This is a genomic window from Micromonospora cynarisoli, from assembly GCF_030518815.1.
Lineage (GTDB): Bacteria > Actinomycetota > Actinomycetes > Mycobacteriales > Micromonosporaceae > Micromonospora > Micromonospora wenchangensis.
Map to the genome: position 1 here is coordinate 4,549,468 of NZ_CP130426.1, position 23,464 is coordinate 4,572,931.

Below are 23,464 nucleotides of genomic sequence, written 5' to 3' on the forward strand. Positions count from 1 at the left end.
TGCCATGGGCAGCGGAATCTGGTCCACCGACGTGTACGACGCCGCCGACCGCTACCGGAAGAAGAAGGGCAAGAGCGCCTTCTCCTACAGCGACGGCGGGGCCCGGACCGTGCACCCGGCGCTCGACCCGCGCGGCGCGGTGCGGGAGAGCCGGGACTCGGCCGAGCACCCGCAGTCGACACCCATCGCGGTGCTGTTCGACGTGACCGGCTCGATGGGGCACGTGCCCCGCACCCTCCAGGCCAAGCTGCCGCAACTGCTCGGGCTGCTGCTGCGCCAGGGCTACGCCCGCGACCCGCAGGTGCTGTTCGGCGCGATCGGCGACGCCACCTGCGACCGGGTGCCGTTGCAGATGGGGCAGTTCGAGTCGGACAACCGGATGGACGAGGACCTCGGCCGGATCGTGCTGGAGGGCGGCGGCGGCGGTCAGATGACCGAGTCGTACGAGCTGGCGATGTACTTCATGGCCCGGCACACGGTCACCGACAGCTGGGAGAAGCGGGGCCGGCGCGGCTACCTGTTCATCATCGGCGACGAGCTGGCGTACCCCCGGGTGAGCCGGCGGGAGGTGAGCCGGCTGATCGGCGACGACCTCGGCGAGGACGTGCCGTTGCGGCAGATCGTCGACGAGGTGACCCGCCGCTGGGACACCTACTACCTGCTCCCCGCCGGCAGCCACTACGCCGGCAACGCCAAGGTGCTCGACTTCTGGCGGGACCTGCTCGGGCAGCGTGCCGTCGTCCTCGACGACCTGGACGCGGTCTGCGAGACCATCGCGCTCACCGTCGGCCTCGGCGAGCAGGCCATCGACCTCGACGAGGGGCTGCGCGACCTGGACCGGGCCGGCTCCACCGCCGGCCGTACCGTGTCCAGGGCGCTGGCCCCGCTGGGCGGGGGGCGGAGCGCCGAGGTCTCCACGCTGCCGACCCCGTCGCGCCGGGCCGGTGGGGTGACCCGGCTGTGACCGCCCTCCCCGACCCCGGACAACCCGGCCGGCACGTGATCGTGGTCGACCTCGGGTACGGCGACGCCGGCAAGGGCACCGTCGTGGACTGGCTCTGCGCGACCCGCCACGTGCACACCGTGGTGCGGTTCAACGGGGGTGCGCAGGCCGCCCACAACGTGGTGCTGCCCGACGGCAGGCACCATACGTTCGCCCAGTTCGGGGCGGGGACGTTCCGCCCGGGGGTGCGTACCCACCTGGCCCGGCAGCAGGTGGTGGACCCGCTGGCGCTGGCCGCCGAGGCCGACCACCTCGCCTCGGTCGGGGTGCCCGACGCCCTCGACCGGCTCACCGTCGACGGGGAGGCGCTGCTGGCCACGCCGTACCACCGGGCCGCCAACCGGCTCCGGGAGATCGCCCGGGGGGCCGCCCGGCACGGTTCCTGCGGGTTGGGGGTGGGCGAGTCCGTCCGGTACGGGCTCGCCCACCCCGACGAGGCGCCCCGGGTGGCCGACTGCCGGGACCCGGAGCTGCTGCGCCGCCGGCTCACCGCGCTGCGGGACCGGTTGACCGCCGAACTCGGCCCGCTGGACGCCCCGCCGGTGGCGGACTGCCTGCCGGCGTTCACCGCCTTCGCCGACCGGGTGACGGTCGTCGACCGGTCGTACCTGGCCGGGGTGCTGCGGGAGGGGACCGTGGTGTTCGAGGGGGCGCAGGGGGTGCTGCTGGACGAGTGGCACGGCTTCCACCCGTACACCACGTGGAGCACCACCACCTTCGCCAACGCCGAGGCGCTGCTCGCCGAGGCGGGGGCGGCCGGGTCGGCGTACCGGCTGGGGGTGATGCGGACGGTGACCACCCGGCACGGGCCCGGTCCGCTGGTCACCGAGGACCGGGCGCTGCCGCTGACCGACCCGCGCAACCCAACCAATCCGTGGCAGGGCCGGTTCCGGTTCGGTCACTTCGACGCCGTCGCCCACCGGTACGCCCTGGACGTGGCCGGTGGGGTCGACGGCCTAGCCCTGACCCACCTCGACCTGACCCGCCCCGACCCGGCCCGCCCGGCGCTGAAGCTGTGCCGCCACTACGACGGGACCGACCGGTTGCGCCCGGGCCCGCCCGGTGACCTGGAGCGGCAGGCGGCCCTCACCGCCCGCCTGCTGACCGCCCGCCCGGTGTACGACGCCCCGCCGACCGACTGGCCGGCGGCGGTGTCCGAGGCGCTGGCCGCCCCGGTGGTGCTCACCTCGCACGGCCCCACCGCCGCCGACAAGCGGGAGCATGGCAGGTCGTCCGCCGATCCGCTGCCGGCTCCCCAGCGGGTGGGCTGAGCCGGCGACCGGGCCCGGGGCGGCGGCCTGATCCGGCGACTGGGCCCCCGGCCGGCGGCCCAGCGTCGAGCATGAGGGCATGCAGTCGGTGCTCGACCTGCTCCACCACACCGTCACCTCGCCCTGGGTGTACCTGGTGATCTTCGTGGTGACCGCGGTCGACGCGTTCTTCCCGGCGGTGCCCGGCGAGACCGTCCTGATCACCGCCGGGGTGTTCGCGGCAAGCGGCCACCCGAACCTGGTGGCCGTGATCGCGGTGGCGGCCCTCGGCGCGCTCGTCGGCGACCACGTGTCGTACGGCATCGGCCGGGGCGGCGGCGCGGAGCGGCTGGCCCGGCTGCCCGACGGCAGCCGCCGCCGCAGCGGCTCGGACTGGGCCCGGCGGGCGGTCGACCGGCGGGGCGGCTCGATCCTCACCACCTCCCGCTTCGTGCCCGGCGGCCGGACCGCCGTCACCCTGACCATGGGTGCCGTCCGGTATCCGCTCCTGCGCTTCCTGGTGTTCGACGCCGTCGCCGCCGCCGTCTGGAGCCTGTACTGCGGGCTGCTCGGCTACTTCGGTGGGCTGGCCTTCGAGCGCGATCCGGTCCGGGGGTTGCTCGTCGGCGTCGGGCTCTCGCTGGCCGTCACCGGGTTGCTGGAGCTGGTCCGTTGGCTGCGCCTGCGGGCCCGTCGCCGCGCCGCCCACCGTTGACCCCGCGGAGCCGGGACCGGCGGGCGGGGGTGGTCAGTCCGCCGGGGGCCGCCAGGTGACGCCGTCGAGGAGTTGGGCCGCGCCGAGCCAGGCGACGTTCATCATCCGGGTGGCGGTCTTCTCCGGCTCGGCCTCCGGGTGGTCGGCGAGCCAGTCGGCCAGCGACTCGCTCGCACCGACCAGGGCGTACGCGACGACCTCCAGTTCGGTCGCGGCGACCTCCCGGCCCCGGGCGCGCAGCGCGTGGTCGAGCATGCCGGCGACCACGTCGACCAGCCGGGCGCGCATCGCGGCCAGCTCGGCGGCGAACGGTTGGGAACCCCGGGCCTGCCGGTAGAGCACGGCCCAGCCGTCGCGGTGCGCCCCGACGAAGCCGAAGAAGGCCCGCAGGCCGCGCCAGAGCCGCTGGTCGGGCGGGAGGTCGGGGGCGGCGGCCCCGGCGATCGCCAGCACCATCCGGGCGGTCTCCCGGTGCAGGCAGGCGATGAAGAGTTCCTCCTTGGTGCCGAGGTAGGCGTAGACCATCGGCTTGGAGATGCCCGCGTCCTCGGCGATCTCGTCCATGCTGGCGGCGTGGAAGCCGCGCCTGGAGAAGACCTTGACCGCCGCGTCGAGCATCTGCTGCTCGCGTACGGCCCGGGGGAGGCGCTTGAAGCTCGGCGTGCTGGACACCCTTGCGAGCATACCTACTCGTGCGTAAGGTTACGCCAGAGTAACCAGAACCGTCCGCCCCGAGAGGTGCAATTTCCATGACTGACTTCGACCCGGCCAACTTCGCCCACTACGGCCCGAAGGAGTTCGCCCAGCTGGTCAAGTCCACCCCGGACGACAAGATCGCCGAGGTGATGTCCGGCGACCTGCGCGGCAAGGTGCTCAGCGAGGTCTTCGGCCGGATGCCGCAGATCTTCCGCGCCGACCGCGCCGGCGCCACCAGCGCGGTCATCCACTGGAACATCACCGGCCGACCCGACGGTGGCAGCGACACCTACGAGATCGTCATCGAGAACGGCACCTGCGCCGTCTCGGAGACCCCCACCCGCGACCCGAAGCTCACCCTCAGCATGGGCCCGGTCGAGTTCCTGAGGATCGTCTCCGGCGGGGCCAACCCGGTGATGATGTTCATGACCGGCAAGCTCAAGGCCAAGGGTGACCTGGGCCTGGCCGCCAACATCGCCAACCTGTTCGACATCCCCAAGGCCTGACGATGGCCGAGTTCTCGCTCGACCTGAACGAGGAACAGCGGGACCTGCGGGACTGGGTGCACGGCTTCGCCGCCGAGGTCGTGCGCCCGGCCGCCGCCGAGTGGGACGCCCGGGAGGAGACCCCCTGGCCGGTCATCCAGGAAGCGGCGAAGACCGGCCTGTACGGCTTCGAGTTCCTCGCCACCTGCTGGGCCGACCCCACCGGGCTCTCCCTGCCGATCGCCAGTGAGGAACTCTTCTGGGGCGACGCCGGCATCGGGCTGAGCATCTTCGGCAGCTCGCTCGCCGTCGCCGCCATCTACGGTGCCGGCACCCCCGACCAGCTCGTCGAATGGGTCCCGCAGTGCTTCGGCACCGTCGACGAGCCCGCCGTCGCCGCGTTCTGCACCACCGAACCGGAGGCCGGCTCCGACGTCGCGGCCATGCGTACCCGCGCCGTCTACGACCAGGCCACCGACGAGTGGGTGCTGAGCGGGCAGAAGGCGTACGCCACCAACGGCGGGATCGCCGGGGTGCACGTGGTCACCGCCTCCGTCGTGCCCGAGCTGGGCTCGCGCGGGCAGGCCGCGTTCGTCGTACCGCCGGGGACGGCCGGGCTGCACGCGACCCGGAAGCTGAAGAAACTGGGACTGCGCGCCTCGCACACCGCCGACGTCTTCCTCGACGACGTCCGGGTGCCCGGGCGCTGCCTGCTCGGCGGGAAGGAGGCGCTGGACGAGCGGCTGGCCCGCGCCCGGTCCGGCCAGCGGGCCAGCGGCCAGGCCGCGATGCGCACCTTCGAGCTGTCCCGGCCGACCGTCGGCGCACAGGCGCTCGGCGTCGCCCGCGCCGCCTACGAGTACGCCCTCGACTACGCGAAGGACCGGGTCCAGTTCGGCAGACCGATCATCGCCAACCAGGCCGTCGCGTTCGCCCTGGCCGACATGAAGATGGAGATCGACGCCGCCCGGCTGCTGGTCTGGCGGGCCTCCTGGATGGGCCGCAACAACCGGCCGTTCACCGCCGGCGAGGGCTCGATGTCCAAGCTCAAGGCGGGCGAGGTGGCCGTCGCGGTGACCGACCGGGCCGTGCAGCTCCTCGGCGGGGCCGGCTTCCTGCGCGACCACCCGGTCGAACGCTGGTACCGGGACGCCAAGATCTACACCATCTTCGAGGGCACCTCCGAGATCCAACGGCTGGTCGTCTCCCGGGCCATCTCCGGCGTCCAGATCCGCTGACCGTCGCCACCGGTCGACCGCCCGGTCATCACCCGTCCAGCATGGGCGACACCGACTGGGCGGTCGGCCGGCGACGACGCATGATCGGAAAGGAATCCCTGGTGAGGGCCCCTGTCGGGCCTCACGTCGTACCCCGAAGGAGGTCGCCGGATGGACCTGCCGTTCATCGTGGCCACACTGACCAGGCGGGGACTGCTCACCCCCGGACACCCCGTCCGGGTCGCCTCGCAACTCACCGCGCTGCGCCGGTGGGGCTGGGGCATGGCCGGCGAGCTGCGGCAGGCCGCCGCCCGGGACCCCGGCCGGGTCGCCGTCGTCGACGAACACGGCCACGAACTCACCTACCGGGAACTGCTCGACCGGGCCGAACGGCTCGCCCGGTCGATGCGCAGCGTGCTCGGCGTGCAGGCCGGGGACCGGATCGGGCTGCTGTGCCGCAACCACCACGGGCTGATCGAGGGCATCGTCGCCGCCACCCTGCTCGGCGCCGACGCGGTGCTTGTCAACACCGGCCTGTCCGCCGCGCAGCTCGCCACCGTCGCCGAGGAGCAACGGCTGCGGATGCTGGTGCACGACACCGAGTTCGCCGAACGGGTCCTCGGCGTCCCCGCCGAGGTGCACCGGGTCGACGAACCCGGCCTCGACGCCCTGGTCGCCGCCGCGCTCCCCGGCGACCGGCTCACCCCGCCCGCCCGGGACGGCCGGACCATCGTGCTGACCTCCGGCACCACCGGCACACCCAAGGGTGCCCGCCGGCCCGTCCCGACCGGCTTCGGCCCGCTGGTGTCCATCATCGACCGCATCCCGCTGCACACCCACGACACCGTGCTGATCGCCGCCCCGATCTTCCACACCTGGGGGTACGCGGCACTCCAGGTCGCCTTCGCGCTGCGCGCCACCATCGTGCTGCACCGCCGGTTCGACCCGGCTGCCACGCTGGCCGCGCTCGTGACCCACCGCTGCCAGGCGCTGTTCGCCGTACCGGTGATGGTGCAGCGCCTGCTCGACGTGCCGCCGCCGGAGCCCCGACCGGCGCTGACGGTGGTCGCGGTCAGCGGCTCGGCGCTGCCCGGGGGCCTCACCACCCGGTTCATGGACACCTACGGCGACGTCCTCTACAACCTGTACGGCTCGACGGAGGTCTCCTGGGCCGCCATCGCCGGCCCCGCCGAGCTGCGTCAGGCCCCCACCACCGCCGGTCGCCCCCCGCACGGCACCCGCCTGGAGATCGTCGACGACGACGGGAAGCCGGTGCCGGCCGGGCGGGTCGGCCGGATCCTCGTCGGCAACGAGATGCTGTTCGAGGGCTACACCTCGGGGGCCCACCGGGAGACCCACGACGGGCTGCTCGACACCGGTGACCTCGGCCGGATCGACGCCGACGGGCTGCTCTTCGTCGACGGCCGCGCCGACGACATGATCGTCTCGGGCGGGGAGAACGTGTTCCCGTCCGAGCTGGAGGACCTGCTCGCCCAGCTGCCGCAGGTCCGCGAGGCCGCCGTGCTCGGCGTGCCGGACCCGCAGTACGGGCAACGGCTGGCCGCGTTCCTCGCCCTGCACCCCGGCGAGACCCTCGACCCCGAGGCGGTACGCGAGTACGTCCGGCGCTACCTGGCCCGGTTCTCCGTACCCCGGGACGTGGTCTTCGTGAGGTACCTGCCCCGCAACGCCACCGGCAAGGTGCTCACCCGGGAACTCCGGCGCTACTACGGCTGACCCGCCCGCCACGCCCGAGGAACTCGGTGCCACCGCCCAACGGGTGACCGCCGCCGCGCCGTTCCTGCTCTGCCGGTGCGGCCCGGCGGACGGGACCCGGTCGGGCCGGCCGGGGGCGTCAGTCGGGGACGGTGATCCGGCCGTCGATCGCGGTGGCGGCGATGTCGTTGCGGTGGTGCGAGCCGGCCAGTTCGATGCCACGTACCAGGGCGTAGGCGGCGTCGCGGGCGGCGGTCAGGTCCGGCCCGGTGGCCGTACCGCAGAGGACCCGGCCGCCGGCGGAGAGCAACGCGCCGTCGGCGGCCCGGCGGGCGGTGCCGGCGTGGATGACGCCCGGGTGGTCGGCACCGGTGATCACGTCGCCGGTACGCGGGGTCGCCGGGTAGCCCTCGGCAGCCACCACCACGGTGACGGCCGCACCGTCGCGCCACCGCAGCGGCGGGTGCGCGGCCAACGTGCCCGTAGCGGCGGCGTGCAGCAGCCCGCCGAGCGGTGTCTCCAGCAGCGCCAGCACGACCTGGGTCTCCGGGTCGCCGAAGCGGGCGTTGAACTCGATCACCCGGGGGCCGGCGGCGGTGAGCGCCAGCCCGACGTAGAGCAGCCCGGCGAACGGGGTGCCCCGACGGCGCATCTCGGCGAGGGTCGGGTGGACCACGTCGGCCATCACCTCGTCGACCAGTCCCGGCGGTGCCCACGGCAGCGGCGCGTACGCCCCCATGCCGCCGGTGTTCGGGCCGCTGTCGCCGTCGCCGGCCCGCTTGAAGTCCTGCGCGGGCAGCAGCGGTACGGCAGCCTCACCGTCGGTCACCACGAACAGGGACACCTCGGGGCCGGAAAGGTACTCCTCGATCACCACCCGGCCGCACTCCTGCGCGTGCCGCAGCGCGGCAGCCCGGTCGTCGGTGACCACCACGCCCTTACCTGCGGCCAGCCCGTCGTTCTTCACCACGTACGGCGTGCCGAACTCGTCCAGCGCCCGCCCGACGCTCTCCGCGTCCGTGCAGGTGTACGCGCGGGCGGTCGGCACCCCGGCCGCCGTCATGACCTCCTTGGCGAAGGTCTTGGAGCCCTCCAGCCGGGCCGCCGCGGCCGACGGACCGAAGACGGGGACGCCCTTGGCGCGTACCGCGTCGGCGACGCCCGCGACCAGCGGGGCCTCCGGCCCGATCACCACCAGGTCGGCACCGACCTCCACCGCCAAGCCGGCCACCGCGGCGGGATCGACCGGGTCGACCTGCCGCAACTCCGCCACCTGCGCGATTCCCGGGTTACCGGGTGCCGCCAACAGGACCTCGACAGCCGGATCCTCGACCAACCCCAGCGCGAGCGCATGCTCCCGCCCGCCACCACCCAGAAGAAGTACGCGCACGGCGACGAATCCTACCCACCACCCTCCGCCCCACCTCTCCCCCGCCCTCACCCACCCCGCCCCCGCCCCGGCTTTCCCCGGTGATCAAGAGGTTTGCGTCACGTTGAAGATCGACTTTGACGCAAACCTCTTGATCAACTGACGCAAACCTCTTGATCACCGGTCGAGGGGAGGTGGGAGGGGAAGTGTGGTGCGGGGCGGGGCGCGGCGTCGAGGAACTAGGGGCGGGAGCGGGTGAGCGCCATGGCCTGGCGGACGGTGTGCGGGATGTAGTCCGGGCGGAGCGCGTCGGACCAGGTGAACCGGAGCACCCGCCAACCCGCGTTGACCAGGCGGTTCTGCCGGCGGCGGTCGGCGAACAGGGCTTCCGGGGTGCCGTGTGGGCCCGCCCCGTCGGCCTCGGCGATCAACCGCGCCGCCCGCCACCCGAGGTCACCGATGCCGAGCAGGTGACCATCCCCGTCCCGGACCTCCTGTTGCAGCACGTCGGGCGGGACTCCGCCGTCGACGCAGCGCAGCCGCGACCACGTTTCCAGCGGTGACTGGGCCCGACCGTCCACCTCGGCGAGGTGACTGCGGGCGGCCGGGGCACCCCGGCGACCCCGAACGAGCATCGGCGCGGTCGCCAGGTCCGCCGGGGTGACGAGCCCCCGGTTCAGGGCCGAGTCGAGCACGGACACCGCCGGGTACCGGTCGAGCCGGAGAATCATGTCCGTCACCGTGCGCAACGGCGAGGTCGCCGGAATGCCGGCCACGTCCACGACGTCACCCGGGGTCACGGTGAACTGGTGGACGACGAGCGTGGGGTCGGTGTGCCGTTGCGGTCGGGGTCGGTCCACCGGCACCGAGACGTGGACGGCGGATCGGCGCGGCCCGGCGATGTCGTGCAGCGTGAGGGCGCTGTCGAGGACGGCGAAGGCTCCGGGGCCGAGGCTCGTCACCGCCGCCCGGATGCGGGCCCGCCGGGCGACCGCGTCCGGTGGCTGCCCGGCGGGGGCGTAGCAGCCACGGGACAGTCGCGTCCACCGCCCGGAGCGGCAGAGCTGCCGGACGTGGTTCCGGGTCAGCCCGGCCGCGAGGGCCTGCGACGTGGTGACCATGCCGTCCTGCCCGAGGGCGACCCGACGGAGAATTTCGAGCGGCATCACCCCGCCACCCTCACGCCCCACCCACCCACACTTCCACCCCTGTGGATAACTCTGTGGACAACCTCCGGGTATCCACAGGTGATCAAGAGGTTCGCGTCACCGGAAGGTGAATCCGTGACGCAAACCTCTTGATCACCGGGGGCAGAGCGGGACGGGGAAGAGGGGGAGAGCGGAGGGGGCCGGTCAGGGGAGGAGGGGGTGGCGGACGACGTTCTCCTCGCGGCCGGGGCCCACGCCCACCACGCTGACCCGGGTGCCGGTGATCTCCTCGATGCGGGCGATGTAGCGGCGGGCGTTGTCCGGCAGCTCGTCCTCGGTGCGGGCCTTGCTGATGTCCTCCCACCAACCGTCGTGCTCTTCGTAGATCGGGGTGGCGTGGTGGAAGTCGGTCTGCGTCATCGGCATGTCGTCGAACCGCTCGCCGTTGATCTCGTACCCGACGCAGAGCGGGACCTTGGGCAGGCCGGTGAGCACGTCGAGCTTGGTGACGACCAGGTCGGTGACGCCGTTGAGGCGGCACGCGTACCGGGCCACGACGGCGTCGAACCAGCCGCAGCGGCGTTCCCGGCCGGTGGTGGTGCCGTACTCGTGGCCGACCTTGCGCAGGTGCTGGCCGTTGTCGTCGAACAGCTCGGTCGGGAACGGGCCCGACCCCACCCGCGTGGTGTACGCCTTGCTCACCGCGATCACCCTGGTGATCGCGGTCGGCGGGATGCCGGCCCCCACGCACGCCCCGCCGGCCGTCGGGTTCGACGAGGTCACGAAGGGGTACGTGCCGTGGTCCATGTCGAGCATGGTGGCCTGGGCACCCTCCAGCAGCACCGTCTCGCCCCGGTCCAGGGCGTCCCAGAGCATCACCCGGGTCTCGGCGATGTACGGCCGCAGCCGCTCGGCGTACCGCAGGTACTCCTCGACGGTCTCGTCGACGTCGATCGCCTTGCGGTTGTAGACCTTGAACAGCAGCTGGTTCTTCTCACGCAGCGCGAGTTCCAGCTTCTTGCGCAGGATGCCCGGGTCGAGCAGGTCCTGGAGCCGGATGCCCATCCGGGCGACCTTGTCGCCGTACGCCGGGCCGATGCCGCGACCGGTGGTGCCGATCCGGGCCGAGCCCAGGTAGCGCTCCACCACCCGGTCCAGCGCCCGGTGGTGCGGCATGATCAGGTGCGCGTCGCCGGAGATCCGCAGCCGGGACACGTCCACCCCCCGCTCGGCGAGCCCGTCGATCTCGGCGAGCAGCACCTTCGGGTCGACCACCACCCCGTTGCCGATGACGATCATCGCGCTCGGGGAGAGCGCGCCTGACGGCATCAGGTGCAGCGCGTACTTCTGCCCGTCCGGCGTGATCACCGTGTGGCCGGCGTTGTTGCCGCCGGAGTAGCGCACGACGTAGTCGACCCGCTCACCCAGCAGGTCGGTAACCTTGCCCTTGCCCTCGTCGCCCCACTGAGCGCCGATGAGCACGATCGCTGGCATCTTGTCCGCCTCCAGAAGGCTCGGGTGCCAGGTGGCGACCGGTTGGCGAGCCCGGGGTGTCAGGCTAACAAGTAGAAACGGCGTGGCCGGCAGGGGTTCACGTCGCGAGGCAGGAGGCCCGGTGTGTACGACGTGGTGCTGCTCACCCTCGGCTCCGAGCGGGACGCTCCCGGTGGGGGCTGCGGCAGCGGCGACGCCTGCTGCGGCGGTGCTTCCGAGGCCACCGGGAGACCGGCCGGGCCGCAGGACGGGGAACGCTGCGAGACGCCGCGAGTACCGGTGCTGACCTGCGCGGACGCGCTGACCGCGCGGGGTGCCCGGGTGGAGACCGTCGTCGCCCGCTCCGACGCCGAGGTCGACGAGGTGCTGGCCCGGCTGGACGCCCCGGCCCGCCCCGACGGTCTCGCCTGGCCCGACCCGGACAGCAAGGTCCGGCTGGTCGTCGCCGTCGCCAGCGACGCCCAGTTGCGCGCCGTCGTGCGGCGGCTCGTCCGCCGGTACGCCCCACCGCCCAGCCGCCGTCCCGCCGAGTTGGCCGGTAACCGTACGGTGCCCGACCTGCCGCCGATCGGCGTACTCCCGCTCGATCCGGCCCGGGGTGGCCCGCACCGGGACCTGGCCGCGCAGCTCGGCCTGCCCCGGGACCCGGTGGCGGTGGCGGCGGCCGTGCTCGACGGCGGGGTACGCCGGCTCGACCTGCTGCGCAACGACGGTGGCTCGGTGACCCTGGACGGGGCGCTGCTCGGCGCCGCCGACGAGGCGGGCCGGCCGCTGCACTGGCGTGGCCGGGTCGAGGTGGACGACGCGGTGCTCTCTGACGGCGCGGACCCGATCCTGGCCTGCGCGATCGGCAACGCCGGCGGCTACGCCACCCTCGACTCGCTGCCGCTGCTCACCGCCCCCGACCCGGCGGACGGTCGGGTGGAGGTCGCGGTGGCCGTTCCCGTGCCGACCCGCCCGACGTTGGGGAGGAAGAAGAAGATCCGGTACGAGGTCCGGCGGGCCCGGGGCCGGGCGGTGGCGGTGATCCCCCGGGACGAGCGGGTGCCCTTCCTCGACGACGGGGTAGAGGGTGAGCTGAGCCGCAAGCGGTCCTGGTGGACCGAGCCCGGGGCCTGGGCGGTCTTCACCGGCTGACCGCTCCCCGCGTCCGTCACCCGGCGTAACGGGAACGGGACGGCCTATCCTCGGCGGGAGGAGTGGGGAGGAGCCGTGGTGGACGACAACGCCGACCGGGCCGGGCAGCCCGGCCAGCAGCCGGGGCCGGAGCGGGACATCGAACCACTCCGGCCGCCCGAGCCCGTCGAGCCGGTGCCGCACTGGGCCGCCGAACCCGTGCCGGTCTACCCGCCGACGGCGTACCCGTCGCTCGCGGCGGAGGTCGCGCCCCACCCGCCCGACGGCGGCTGGGGCCCGCCCGGTGACGGCTGGGTGCCTGACCTGCCCGAGCCGACCCCCCCGACCCACCTTCCCCCTCGGTACGACGACTCCCCGAGGTACGACGGCTCCCCCGGCTACGACCCCCCACCCGGCTACGACCCTCCCGGGTACGCCGCCCCGGCGGATCGTGGCGGTGCGGGCCGGGCGACTGCACCTGCCGGTGGAACGGGGCCGGGCCGGAGCGGGCGGGTGGATCTCGACCTGCCCTTCACGCTGGACCCGCCCCACCCCGCCCCACCATTCCCTCCGCGCAACGGGAGCGTCGTGGCCCACGGAGATGACCCGACCGAGTTGAATCTTGGAAAGTTCGGGCCCCCGGCGGGGCCGAAATCCGCCAAGATCCAGGAGGCCGACCCGGCAGTGGTGGCGGCGGTGCCGGCACAGTCCACGGGGCGGGGCGAGTCACCCTGGGCGTTGCCGCCCCAACGGCTCTCCACCGGAGTCGACGACCCCGACCGGGCCACCGGTCCGGTACCCGGGGTCGGCCATCCGCAGGCAGCGGCCCCTGGACCCGGCGGGGCGCACGTGGGACCCGGCGGACCGCCACCGCCCCCTCCGGCCACCGCCGACCCCGGCGTCCCCGGAGGGTTCCGACCCGGGGACCCCGGCCCGGACCGACCGGAGCCGACGGACCCCGACCGCCCCGGGCTGCCCACCCAGCCGGCACCCGACCTGCCGCTGCCCGAGCCGCCGGCACTCGCCCTCCCACTGCCTGAACAGTCGGCACCCGGGCCCTCCCGGCCCGAGCCGCCGGAAGCCGGCCTGCCACTGCCGGAACGGCCGGAGCCTGGGCCCTCCCGGCCCGAGCCGCCGGCACCCGACCTGCCGCTGCCCGAGCCGTGGGAACCCGGCCTGTCGCTGCCCGAGCAGCCGGTCCCCGGATACCAGGCACCGGGACAGCAACCCGGACCCGGCCAGCCGGTGCCCGGACCGCAGCCGGCACCTGGGCAACAGGCCGGACCGCACCAGGTCGCCGACCAGGCGGTTCCGGGGCCGCAACCGGCAGCGGAACGACCCGCGCCGGGGCAGCAGGTGACCGGCGGGTGGTACCGGCCGTCCTGGCCGGAGCCGTCGACCTCCGGCGGGACGCCCCCGACGCCGACGCCCGCGCCGGGCTATCCCGATCCGCTCTCCCCGGCCGGCTACCCCGAGATGGGCTGGTCGCCGGAGAGCGGGATCGCGCCGACCGCCGAGGACTTCGCCCGCCGCCGGCAGATCCGGCCGGCCGAGCCGATCGCCACGATGGGCGTCCGGGCCATGGTGAACAAGATCGGCCTGGTGAAGCTCCCCCCGGGGCAGCACGAGCAGGAGGTGAAGCGGGACATCGAGATGGTGCGCCGCAACTTCGGCGGGCTACGCCAGGTGACAGTGGTCAATCCCAAGGGTGGGGCCGGCAAGACGGTGGCCATCCTGCTGCTCGCGATGACCTTCGGGCAGAAGCGCGGGGGTTACGTGCTGGCCTGGGACAACAACGAGACCCAGGGCACCCTGGGGATGCGGGCGCAGCAGGACTTCCACTCCCGTACGGTGCGCGACATGCTGCGGGACCTCGGGCAGTTCCAGGGGCCGCACGGCCGGATCGGCGACCTGTCGCAGTACGTCCGCTCGCAGGGGGAGGGGATGTTCGACGTGCTCGCCTCGGACGAGTCGGCCACCGGGGGCGAGATGCTGACGGCGGCGGCGTTCGCCGAGATCCGCGAGGTGGTGAGCCGGTTCTACAAGCTGATCTTCGTGGACACCGGGAACAACGTCCGGGCGCAGAACTGGCAGGCCGCGATGGACGCCACCGACCAGTTGGTGGTCACCATGTCGGCCCGTAACGACTCGGCGGAGACGGCCGCCCGGATGCTCGACCACCTGGAGCAGAGCGGCCGGCACCGGCTGGTCCGGCAGGCGGTGACGGTGGTGTCGATGCCCCCGTCACGCAAGGAGATCGACCTGCCTGCCATCCAGGAGCACTTCGCCGCCCGGACGAGGGCGGTGCTGCTCGCGCCGTACGAGCGGCTGATCGACACCGGCGAGCCGATCCGGTACGGCGGGCTCTCCTCGGCCACCCGGGACGCCTGGCTGAAGATCGCGGCGGCGGTCGCCGAGGGGCTCTGACCCTGGTCGTCCGGTCCGCCCCGGCAGACGTCGGGGCGGACCGGAGACGGGCCGACCGGCAGGTCAGGCGCTGGCGAGGGCGTCCCCGGCGGCCGGGTCGCAGTCGCGGAGGAACTGGGCGCAGCGGGCCGCCTCGTCCGCCTCGCCGATCTCCCCGGCCGCCCGGGACAGGACGTAGAGGCAACGCAGGAAGCCCCGGTTCGGGGTGTGCGACCAGGGGACCGGGCCGTGCCCCTTCCAGCCGCTGCGCCGCAGCTGGTCCAGGCCACGGTGGTAGCCGGTGCGGGCGTACGCGTACGCGGTGACCACCTGGCCACCGTCGAGGGCCCGGGTGGCCAGCGCCGCCCAGGCCGCACTGTGGGTCGGGAAGCGGGCCGCGACCTCGGCGTACGCCTCGTCGGTGCCCTGCTCTGCGGCGGCGGCCAGCGCGGCGTCCGCATCGTCGTGCGCGGGCAGGAGGGTGGCCGGAGGCTCAGGCAACAGGTTCTGCATCGCCCCATTCAACCCGCTTCGCACCGGGGGGCGCGAGGGGGTCGGGTGGGTACGCTGGCTGAACGGTGGAGGTCTACGTCACGTCGGGACCCCGGCGGGTGAACCCTCGGCGGACCGTACCGGCCCTGCGGCCCATGCCACCCGAAGATATTTTCCACTACAACTATTGGTCCGGAGCCTCCCCAGGACCCGGTTACGCAGGAGCCCGGCGGCCTCGGTCGCCGGGCTCCTGTCGTCGGTACCCCTGCCCCGGTGCGCGGTGGCGGGGTGGGGGCAGGATGGCGGGGTGCCCACCCCACCTCCCGCGGACGTCATCGCGCCGCACGACACCAGTCATGACGAGATCGAGACCCGGGCCGAGTTCGACAGGCACCTGGCCGCCGACAGCCTCGCCGGGCTGACCGTGCAGGGGCTCCGTCTCGACCTCGACCCGGTCCCCGACCTCACCGCCACCGACGTGGCCGGCACCCTCTTCGTCGGCTGCCGCTTCGCCGGCCGGGAGGTCGGCGCGGACCTGGTCCGACGCGGCGCGAACGTGGTGCCGCCCTTCTCCGGCCTGCCGTACCCGACCCAGCCGGCCCACCTCTACACCCCTACCGACCTGGCCGAGGGGTTCGCCACCGCCGGGTTCGCCGGGATGTACGACACCCGGGTCTACGAGCACTTCCGCGCCCACGGCGGCGCGCTGCCCGACGTGAAGGAGGCGCTCGGCCAGCGGCTGCACGACCACGGTGTGGACAACGCCCTGGCCGACGCGACCCGGACCTGGCTCGGCACCCACGGGCCGCAGTCGGTGGTGGGGGTGATGGGCGGGCACGCGGTGCCGCGCGGCAGTGTGCCGTACCGGATGGCGGCGGTGCTGGGCTGGGAGCTGGCGCGGGCCGACCGGCTGGTGGTGACCGGCGGCGGCCCCGGGGTGATGGAGGCGGCCAACCTGGGCGCGTTCCTGTCGGCCTGGCCGGCGCAGGAGCTGAACACGGCGATCGACCTGCTGGCGGTCGCTCCCGACTTCACCGACCACGACCGGTACACGGCCGCCGCGCTGGCCGTGCGGGACCGCTACGCGGCGACCGTGCCGCAGCAGCGCGGCCCCGGGCTGGACTGGGCCTGTTCCGGCGGGCTGGCCATCCCCACCTGGCTGTACGGGCACGAACCGGCGAACCTGTTCGCCGGGCGGATCGCCAAGTACTTCTCCAACGCCATCCGGGAGGACACCATCCTGCGGCTGGCCCGGGGCGGGATCGTCTTCGCGCCCGGTCGGGCCGGCACCGTGCAGGAGGTGTTCCAGGCGGCCACGAAGACGTACTACGGCACGGACGGGGCGAGCGGCGCGTACGTCTTCCTCGACCGGGCGTACTGGACGCGGGAGCTGCCGATCGAGTCGTTGCTGCGGCCGTTGTTCGCCGGGTCGCCCTTCGGTGACCTGTCCGGCAGCATCCACCTCACCGACGACGTCCGGGAGGCCGTCCGGGTGCTCACCGCGACCACCTGACGTCCGGCCCGGCTGGTCGGGCGCGGACGGCGACGGCCGGCACCCCGGGTGGGGAGCCGGCCGTCGACGGGGTACGTCAGGGTCACTTCATCCGGGTGCCGGTGGAGCGCAGGTGCTCGCACGCCTCGACGACCCGGGCGGCGAGACCGGCCTCGGCCAGCTTGCCCCAGGTGCGCGGGTCGTACTGCTTCTTGTTGCCGACCTCGCCGTCGATCTTGAGGACGCCGTCGTAGTTGCGGAACATGTGGTCCGCGACGGGCCGGGTGAAGGCGTACTGGGTGTCGGTGTCGATGTTCATCTTCACCACGCCGTAGTCGAGCGCCTCCCGGATCTCCTCCAGCAGCGAGCCGGAGCCGCCGTGGAAGACCAGGCTGAGCGGCTTGTCCTTGCCGTACTTGGCGCCGACCGCCTCCTGGATCTGGTTGAGGATCTCCGGCCGGAGCTTGACGTTGCCCGGCTTGTAGACGCCGTGCACGTTGCCGAAGGTCAGCGCCGCCATGTAGCGGCCCTTCTCGCCCAGGCCGAGCGCCTCGACCATGGCCAGGCCGTCCTCGACCGTGGTGTAGAGCTTGTCGTTGATGGCGTTCTCGACGCCGTCCTCCTCGCCACCGACGACGCCGACCTCGATCTCCAGGACGATCTTGCCCTTGGCGGCCTCGTCGAGGAGCTGGGCGGCGATCTCCAGGTTCTCCGCCACCGGCACGGCCGAGCCGTCCCACATGTGCGACTGGAACAGCGGCTCCTGGCCGCCCTTCACCCGCTCCTGCGAGATGGCCATCAGCGGCCGGACGAACCCGTCCAGCTTGTCCTTCGGGCAGTGGTCGGTGTGCAGCGCGATGTTGACCGGGTACTTCTTGGCCACCTCGTGCGCGTACGCGGCGAACGCCACCGCGCCGGTCACCATGTCCTTGACCGACGGGCCGGACAGGTACTCCGCACCACCGGTGGACACCTGGATGATGCCGTCGCTCTCCGCGTCGGCGAAGCCCTTCAGCGCCGCGTTCAGGGTCTGCGACGAGGTCACGTTGATCGCGGGGTAGGCGTACCGGCCGGCCTTGGCCCGGTCCAGCATCTCCGCGTAAGCCTCGGGGGAAGCGATGGGCATGGGGAACGCTCCTTACTTACCGCTCTCGGCCACGCTGGCCGCTGTCTTCCATGGGTGCGCCGGACCGCGCTGTCCACCGTCGGCAGTATCCCGTAGGAGGCGTCGGCGGACACAACCGCCCCGGTGACCGTCCACCGGTCGGCCTCACCGGCCCTCCCGGCCGTCCGGTACGGCGACGCTGATCAGCCAGGTCACCACGGCCATCACGATGGCCCCCCAGAAGGCCGCCCAGAAACCGTCCACCCGGAACGACAGGTCGACCGCGCGTGCGATCCGGTCGGTCAGCAGGAACAGCAGCGCGTTCACCACCAGCGCGAACAGCCCGAGGGTGAGCAGGTAGAACACGCAACCGACCACCTTGATCACCGGTTTGAGCACGGCGTTGACCACGCCGAAGATCAGCGCCACCACGAGCAGGGTGAACGCGGTGTTCGCGCCGTTGCGCCCGGAGACGTCGACCCCCGGCACGATCAGCGTGGTGACCCACAGCGCGATCGCCGTGATCACCAACCGGATCAGGAAGCCCACCGACCCATCCTGACACCGTCCGGCGTCCCCGGTGGTACGTTCCCGCGTTCCCGCGCCCACCGGGCGACCTCCGCCCCCAGCCCGTACGGTGGGGTGGACAGGCCGCCGCAACCAGGGAGGGACGATGGGTCAGCCCGACGAGGAATTCACCCCGAGCGACCACCTCGACCCGCAGGAACGTGACCTGGAGGCCGAGCCGGCCGACGCGGTCGAGCAGGCCGCCGTGATCGGCCCGGACGAGACCGACGCCGAGCCGCACCGGGGCCTGGAGGTCGACGACTGGGACGCCATGGAGCAGGCCCGGGTGGTCACCGCCGACGAGGACGACTACCGCTGACGTACCGCACCGGCGCCGTCCGGTGCCGGGCACGGGGCGGCCGGGCGGCACCGGAGGGGATCTGCTGGCAGCATGAACCCGTGTCGCACAACTTCACCGCCGCCGATCCGGAACCGACGACCGACCCCGCCGAGGCGCTCCACAGTGACCGGCGGGACCTGACCGGGCCGTTCGACATCATCGGTGACGTGCACGGCTGCCGGGCCGAGCTGGAGACGCTGCTGACCCGGTTGGGCTACGTGCCCGGCCACGACGACGCGGGCCGGCCGGTGGACGCGGCGCACCCGGCCGGTCGTACCGCAGTCTTCGTGGGTGACCTGGTGGACCGGGGCCCGGACTCCCCCGGCGTGCTGCGCCTGGTGATGGGCATGGTGGCGGCCGGGCACGCGCTCTGCGTGCCCGGCAACCACGAGGAGAAGCTACGACGCAAGCTGGGCGGCCGGGAGGTGCGGCTCACCCACGGCCTGGCCGAGACCATGGCCCAGCTCGCCGCGGAGCCGGCCGGGTTCACCGCGGAGCTGACCGCCTTCATCGACGGCCTGGCCAGCCACCTCGTGCTCGACGACGGGGGGCTGGTGGTGGCGCACGCCGGCCTGAAGGAGGAGTACCACGGCCGGGCCTCCGGCCGGGTGCGGGCGTTCGCCCTCTGGGGGGACACCACCGGCGGAACCGACGAGTACGGCCTGCCGGTCCGCTACCCGTGGGCGCGGGACTACCGGGGCGCGGCCACTGTCGTGTACGGGCACACCCCGACCGCCACGCCCGAGTGGGTGAACAACACGATCTGCGTCGACACCGGCTGCGTCTTCGGCGGACGGCTGACCGCGCTGCGCTATCCCGAGCGCGAGCTGGTCTCGGTCGACGCGCTGCGGGAGTGGTACGCCCCGAGCCGCCCCCTGTTCGACCCGCCGACCCGCCCGGACGCCGGCCGCGACTGAGCGGGCCGGTGGCACGGGAACGCCCGCCGGCCGGATGACGGGGCTGGGCCGTTGCGGTGGACCCGCCGGCCGTTCGGGCCTGTTCGGCCGCCGCTGCGGCTGCGGGGCGGCCCGTTCCCCACCGGTTTCGTACGCTGCCCCCGACGCCGTACTTCTCAGGAGCCGTACTTCTCAGGACAGGACCGCAGATGCGCAGGTACGCGACGCGACGTTGGCTGACCGGGCTCGGTGTGCTGGGGACGTTCGTCGTCGCCCCGGCCGCACCGGCACCGGCCGCACCGGGCGGCCCGCCGGCGGTGGGTGAGGCGGTCACCCAGTCCGGAGTCGAGACGTCCGCCAACGACGTCACGGTGGCCCCCGGCGGGACCGGCAGGACGGTGACCCTGCGGGCGCTGGGCGAGGTGTCCCCGGGTGAGTACACGATCACCGTCGACTTCGGCGCGGTCGATGCCTTCGTCGAGGTGCGCGATCCGGCAGCCACCGACTGCACCCGGGCGGGCACGGTGTTGACCTGCACGGCCTTCGACGAGGACGCGCCCGACCTGCTCGCGCTCCCGGTGCTGGCCCGCCGGGACGCCGAGGTGGGCCGGCACGGCGGCATCCGGTTCACCGTGACCACCCCGCGGGGTGGCACGGGCACTGCCGAGTCGGCAGTGCGCGTCGGCGAGGGCGTCGACCTGGTGGCCGGCCCCCGGGTCGCGTTGAGCGGTCGCCCCGGCAGCACCCTGCCGATGGTGTTGTCGGTCGGCAACCGGGGGCAGCAGACCGTGCAGGGTGCGGTGCTCCTGGTCTCGGCTGCCTACGGGCTCACCCCGTCGCAGCGCTACCGGAACTGCCGGTACAGCAGCGTGGGCGGGCCGGAACACTTCCTGCCGAACCTGTTCGCCTGCACCTTCGACGACCCGATCGCGCCGGGGCGGGCACTGCGGGTCGGCGCCGGCTTCGGGGTCACCGTGCCCCGCGACGCTTGGGCACCGAACACGCAGAACGGCACCGCCACCTGGTTCACCCCGCAGGACTGGGCGGACGTGCGGCACCGGTACCCGCTCGACCGGCAGGGCACCGGCGGGGTGCTGCGGTTGGAGCCGGCCGCGCTGCCGACGGGCGCGTCCCGGACGCCGCAGACCGACGTCGACCCGGCCGACAACACCACGACCATCGGGTTGGCCGTCACCGGCGACCAACGGGCCGACCTGGCAGCCGACGAGGTACGCGTCACCGCCAGGGTGGGTGCGACCGTGCCGGTCACCGTCGGCTACACCAACCGGGGGCCGGCGTCGTCCTCGAACGGCGGCCAGAGCTTCTTCACGATCGTCCGGATGACCGTGCCGACCGGGGTCACCGCCGTCAGGGCGCCCGCCAACTGCACCGACGCCGACGGGCCGCACGAGGAGTACGGCCAGCCCGGCGCCCGCGCGTACGAGTGCTACCAGTACGACGTGATCCCCCGGGGTGGGCGGGTCGCGCTGCCGTTCTCGTTCCGGATCGACCGGGCGGGCACCCTGACCGGCCGGGTCGAGCTGTACCACGGGTCGACCGGCCTGGCGGATCTCGACCCGCGCAACGACACCGCGAAGATCCTGGTGAACGCCGGCTCGGGTGGGCAGGGCGGTGCCGACGGCACGCTGCCGATCACCGGTTCCCCGACCGGCCTGCTGGCCTCCGTCGGCGGGTTGCTGCTGCTGGCCGGGGTCGGCAGCTACCTGGTGGCGCGGCATCGCCGGGCGCGCTTCGTGGCCTGACCAGGAAGGTCGTGGGGATATCCCGGTCGAAGGGGCGCGTGCCGCGACCGGCGGTTCGTGGGCTCGGTATGGTGTGTGGCCGTGGACACAGGTGAGAAGACGCGGGTGGTCGCCGAGACGGTCGCGCTGAACCCGCTCGACCCCAAGGATCTGCTCCAGACCTTCGGGCTGATCGGCGTGTGGGTGATCCTCTTCGCCGAGACCGGCCTGCTCGTGGGTTTCTTCTTCCCCGGTGACTCACTGCTCTTCCTGGCCGGGGTAGCCGCCTCGCCGGTGGCCGACGCGATCTTCGGCGACGGCACCCGCCTCTCGCTGGCCGGGCTGCTGATCGGCGGGCCGATCTGCGCGATCGTCGGGGCCCAGCTCGGGCACTGGCTCGGTGCCCGGTACGGCCGGCGGATGTTCGACCGCCCGAACTCCCGTCTCTTCAAGAAGGAGTACGTGGAGAAGGCGGAGTTCTACTTCCAGAAGTTCGGCCCGGCCAAGGCCGTCGTGCTGGCCCGGTTCATTCCGATCGTGCGGACGTTCCTCAACCCCGTGGCCGGGGTGCTCGGCATGCCGGCGAAGCAGTTCTTCCTCTGGAACGTCGTCGGCGCGATCCTTTGGGTGGACGGCATCCTGCTGATCGGCTATCTGCTCGCCGACCAGATCTACAACGCCGTCGGCGACAAGATCGACAGGTACATCCTGCCGGTCGTCGCGCTGATCATCCTGATCTCGGTGCTGCCGATCTTCTTCGAGTTCCTCCGCGACCGCAAGGCGCGGCGGCGCGGCGAGACGGTCGCCGTGATCACCGCGGCGACCGCGGTCGGCACCATGGAGGCCGTCCGGGACGCCGTCGAGCACCACCGTCACGACCAGCCCCGGCAGCCGCACCCCGGGCAGCCCTCCGGCGGCGGTCAGGCGTACGGCCAGCAGCCCGGCCACGACCAGCGGTTCCCGCCACAGACGTACGGGCAGCGCCCGCCGCACGACGGTGGGCGGTACCCGGAGCACGGGCAGGGCCACTGACCGGCGGACAACGACCAACGGCCGGCCCTCGGGGAGAGGGCCGGCCGTTGCGTACGCGTACGCCACCGCGGGCACGGTGGTGGATCAGCGAACTGACCGGTGACGGGCAGCCGTCACCACCCGATGACGCCACCCCTGGTCCGCCATCGGACGTCGCCCCTGGACGGGACGAACGGGTTCAGTCAGCGGGCCTTCTTGGTGGCCCGCTTGCGCGGCGGCGTGAGGAGGTCGGCGATCGTGGCGATCGCCGACGGCACCAGCCGGTAGTAGGCCCACACACCACGCTTCTCCCGCTCCAGCAAGCCGGCCTCGGTGAGGATGCGGAGGTGGTGGCTGACCGTCGGCTGCGAGAGGCCGAGCGGCGCGGTGAGGTCACACACGCACGCTTCGCCCTCGGGCGCCGACTGGATCAGGCTGAGCAGCCGCAGCCGGGCGGGGTCGGCGAGGGCCTTGAGGACCCCCGCCAGCCGCTCGGCGTCGGCGCGTTCGATCGGCTCGCCGGCAAGCGGCGAGATCTGAGGCATGGTCATTTCAGCCAACGCAGTTCCCACGTATTCCATCCTTCCACCAGCAGCATCGATCCGCCTGCATATCAGCAGATCCGAATCGGCAAATTTTTACGCCACAAGGCCGAGGTCAGCCAACGTATAGGCCGCCCGATACGGCAGTCCGGCGGCGCGTACCACGTCGCTGGCGCCACGGTCGACGATCACCGCCACGCCCACGACCTCCGCCCCGGCCTCGCGTAGAGCTTCGACGGCCGTCAACACGCTGCCGCCCGTCGTCGAGGTGTCCTCCACCGCCAGTACGCGCCGGCCGGCCACCTCAGGACCCTCGATCCGCCGTTGGAGACCGTGCGCCTTGCCGGCCTTGCGGACGACGAAGGCGTCCAGGGGTCGACCGGTCTCTGCGGCGGCGTGCAACATCGAGATGCCGATCGGATCGGCACCCAGGGTCAACCCACCGACCGCGTCGTAATTCCAGTCGGCGGTCAGCTCCCGCATCACCCGACCGACCAGGGGAGCGGCCCGGTGATGGAGAGTCACGCGACGCAGATCGACGTACCACTCCGCCTCCCGCCCCGAGGAGAGCACGACCCGGCCATGGACCACAGCCAGGTCAGTGATGAATTTACGCAGGTCGTCGTGGTCCCCCATGGCGATAGAGGGTACTGCGCAAGTCT

At 73.2% G+C, this 23,464-nt stretch carries 21 protein-coding genes and 1 pseudogene; 13 read left to right on the forward strand and 9 right to left on the reverse strand.

The annotated features are described in order from the left end of the window. Positions 1–4 precede the first annotated feature (4 nt). The 3 genes from Q2K16_RS19540 to Q2K16_RS19550 all read left to right on the forward strand — a co-directional run bounded on the left by Q2K16_RS19540 (position 5) and on the right by Q2K16_RS19550 (position 2,968). On the forward strand, positions 5–964 hold the full coding sequence (locus Q2K16_RS19540) for a hypothetical protein (RefSeq protein WP_302739161.1): 960 nt from the start codon (positions 5–7) through the stop codon (positions 962–964). Continuing rightward, positions 961–2,274: an adenylosuccinate synthetase gene (locus tag Q2K16_RS19545; protein WP_302739163.1), complete on the forward strand. Its 1,314-nt coding sequence runs from the start codon at positions 961–963 to the stop codon at positions 2,272–2,274. Before Q2K16_RS19540 ends, Q2K16_RS19545 begins: the two co-directional genes overlap by 4 nt. Before the next feature lie 79 nt (positions 2,275–2,353). Next, positions 2,354–2,968 carry a DedA family protein gene (locus tag Q2K16_RS19550; RefSeq protein WP_302739164.1) on the forward strand — a complete coding sequence of 205 codons (615 nt, stop codon included), beginning with the start codon at positions 2,354–2,356 and terminating at the stop codon, positions 2,966–2,968. A 33-nt stretch (positions 2,969–3,001) separates the two neighbouring features. On the opposite strand, the gene Q2K16_RS19555 is transcribed toward Q2K16_RS19550, so the two are convergent. Beyond that, on the reverse strand, positions 3,002–3,640 hold the full coding sequence (locus Q2K16_RS19555) for a TetR/AcrR family transcriptional regulator (RefSeq protein WP_211291353.1): 639 nt from the start codon (positions 3,638–3,640) through the stop codon (positions 3,002–3,004). A 77-nt stretch (positions 3,641–3,717) separates the two neighbouring features. Here Q2K16_RS19555 and Q2K16_RS19560 point away from each other — a divergent pair, with 77 nt between their 5' ends. From Q2K16_RS19560 to Q2K16_RS19570, 3 genes are all read left to right on the forward strand, one after another. Beyond that, complete coding sequence (locus tag Q2K16_RS19560; RefSeq protein ID WP_302739166.1) at positions 3,718–4,170, forward strand: SCP2 sterol-binding domain-containing protein; 453 nt, start codon at positions 3,718–3,720, stop codon at positions 4,168–4,170. Positions 4,171–4,172: 2 nt separating this feature from the next. Continuing rightward, positions 4,173–5,387 (forward strand): acyl-CoA dehydrogenase family protein, encoded by a 1,215-nt coding sequence (locus tag Q2K16_RS19565; protein WP_302739167.1) that lies wholly within the window; start codon positions 4,173–4,175, stop codon positions 5,385–5,387. Positions 5,388–5,537: 150 nt separating this feature from the next. Beyond that, positions 5,538–7,103, forward strand: a complete 1,566-nt coding sequence (locus Q2K16_RS19570; RefSeq protein WP_302739168.1) for an AMP-binding protein — start codon at positions 5,538–5,540, stop codon at positions 7,101–7,103. 118 nt (positions 7,104–7,221) lie between these two features. Here Q2K16_RS19570 and purD read toward each other — a convergent pair whose 3' ends face one another. From purD to Q2K16_RS19585, 3 genes are all read right to left on the reverse strand, one after another. Next, a complete protein-coding gene (gene purD, locus Q2K16_RS19575) occupies positions 7,222–8,472 on the reverse strand; it encodes a phosphoribosylamine--glycine ligase (RefSeq protein ID WP_302739169.1) in 1,251 nt (416 codons plus the stop codon). Positions 8,473–8,690: 218 nt separating this feature from the next. Next, positions 8,691–9,617 (reverse strand): type IV toxin-antitoxin system AbiEi family antitoxin domain-containing protein, encoded by a 927-nt coding sequence (locus Q2K16_RS19580; protein ID WP_302739170.1) that lies wholly within the window; start codon positions 9,615–9,617, stop codon positions 8,691–8,693. A gap of 186 nt (positions 9,618–9,803) precedes the next feature. Then, positions 9,804–11,093 (reverse strand): adenylosuccinate synthase, encoded by a 1,290-nt coding sequence (locus Q2K16_RS19585; protein WP_302739172.1) that lies wholly within the window; start codon positions 11,091–11,093, stop codon positions 9,804–9,806. Between the two features lie 123 nt (positions 11,094–11,216). Here Q2K16_RS19585 and Q2K16_RS19590 point away from each other — a divergent pair, with 123 nt between their 5' ends. Continuing rightward, positions 11,217–12,230 (forward strand): diacylglycerol kinase family protein, encoded by a 1,014-nt coding sequence (locus Q2K16_RS19590; RefSeq protein WP_302739173.1) that lies wholly within the window; start codon positions 11,217–11,219, stop codon positions 12,228–12,230. A 78-nt stretch (positions 12,231–12,308) separates the two neighbouring features. Continuing rightward, complete coding sequence (locus Q2K16_RS19595) at positions 12,309–14,636, forward strand: MinD/ParA family ATP-binding protein (protein ID WP_489671787.1); 2,328 nt, start codon at positions 12,309–12,311, stop codon at positions 14,634–14,636. A gap of 63 nt (positions 14,637–14,699) precedes the next feature. On the opposite strand, the gene Q2K16_RS19600 is transcribed toward Q2K16_RS19595, so the two are convergent. Continuing rightward, complete coding sequence (locus Q2K16_RS19600; protein ID WP_302739174.1) at positions 14,700–15,128, reverse strand: DUF3151 domain-containing protein; 429 nt, start codon at positions 15,126–15,128, stop codon at positions 14,700–14,702. Between the two features lie 286 nt (positions 15,129–15,414). Here Q2K16_RS19600 and Q2K16_RS19605 point away from each other — a divergent pair, with 286 nt between their 5' ends. Then, a complete protein-coding gene (locus Q2K16_RS19605) occupies positions 15,415–16,620 on the forward strand; it encodes an LOG family protein (RefSeq protein ID WP_302739175.1) in 1,206 nt (401 codons plus the stop codon). An 82-nt stretch (positions 16,621–16,702) separates the two neighbouring features. On the opposite strand, the gene fbaA is transcribed toward Q2K16_RS19605, so the two are convergent. Both fbaA and Q2K16_RS19615 read right to left on the reverse strand, forming a co-directional pair. Continuing rightward, on the reverse strand, positions 16,703–17,725 hold the full coding sequence (gene fbaA / locus Q2K16_RS19610; protein WP_088641929.1) for a class II fructose-bisphosphate aldolase: 1,023 nt from the start codon (positions 17,723–17,725) through the stop codon (positions 16,703–16,705). A 144-nt stretch (positions 17,726–17,869) separates the two neighbouring features. After that, entirely contained in the window at positions 17,870–18,253 is a 384-nt protein-coding gene (locus Q2K16_RS19615) for a phage holin family protein (protein ID WP_302739176.1), read from the reverse strand. Positions 18,254–18,377: 124 nt separating this feature from the next. Here Q2K16_RS19615 and Q2K16_RS19620 point away from each other — a divergent pair, with 124 nt between their 5' ends. The 4 genes and pseudogenes from Q2K16_RS19620 (at position 18,378) to Q2K16_RS19635 (ending at position 22,281) form a co-directional block, all read left to right on the forward strand. Beyond that, entirely contained in the window at positions 18,378–18,590 is a 213-nt protein-coding gene (locus Q2K16_RS19620; protein ID WP_194821035.1) for a hypothetical protein, read from the forward strand. 131 nt (positions 18,591–18,721) lie between these two features. Continuing rightward, a pseudogene (locus Q2K16_RS19625) lies at positions 18,722–19,525 on the forward strand (metallophosphoesterase); the annotation flags it as partial. 191 nt (positions 19,526–19,716) lie between these two features. Further along, positions 19,717–21,270 (forward strand): cell wall anchor protein, encoded by a 1,554-nt coding sequence (locus Q2K16_RS19630; RefSeq protein ID WP_302739178.1) that lies wholly within the window; start codon positions 19,717–19,719, stop codon positions 21,268–21,270. A gap of 75 nt (positions 21,271–21,345) precedes the next feature. Beyond that, complete coding sequence (locus tag Q2K16_RS19635) at positions 21,346–22,281, forward strand: VTT domain-containing protein (RefSeq protein ID WP_302739179.1); 936 nt, start codon at positions 21,346–21,348, stop codon at positions 22,279–22,281. A 182-nt stretch (positions 22,282–22,463) separates the two neighbouring features. Here the strand turns inward: Q2K16_RS19635 and Q2K16_RS19640 are convergent, their stop codons facing one another. Together Q2K16_RS19640 and pyrE are read right to left on the reverse strand one after the other, a co-directional pair. Beyond that, positions 22,464–22,841, reverse strand: a complete 378-nt coding sequence (locus Q2K16_RS19640) for an ArsR/SmtB family transcription factor (RefSeq protein WP_007454255.1) — start codon at positions 22,839–22,841, stop codon at positions 22,464–22,466. Between the two features lie 57 nt (positions 22,842–22,898). Continuing rightward, positions 22,899–23,438: an orotate phosphoribosyltransferase gene (gene pyrE / locus Q2K16_RS19645; RefSeq protein WP_302739188.1), complete on the reverse strand. Its 540-nt coding sequence runs from the start codon at positions 23,436–23,438 to the stop codon at positions 22,899–22,901. Positions 23,439–23,464 lie beyond the last annotated feature (26 nt).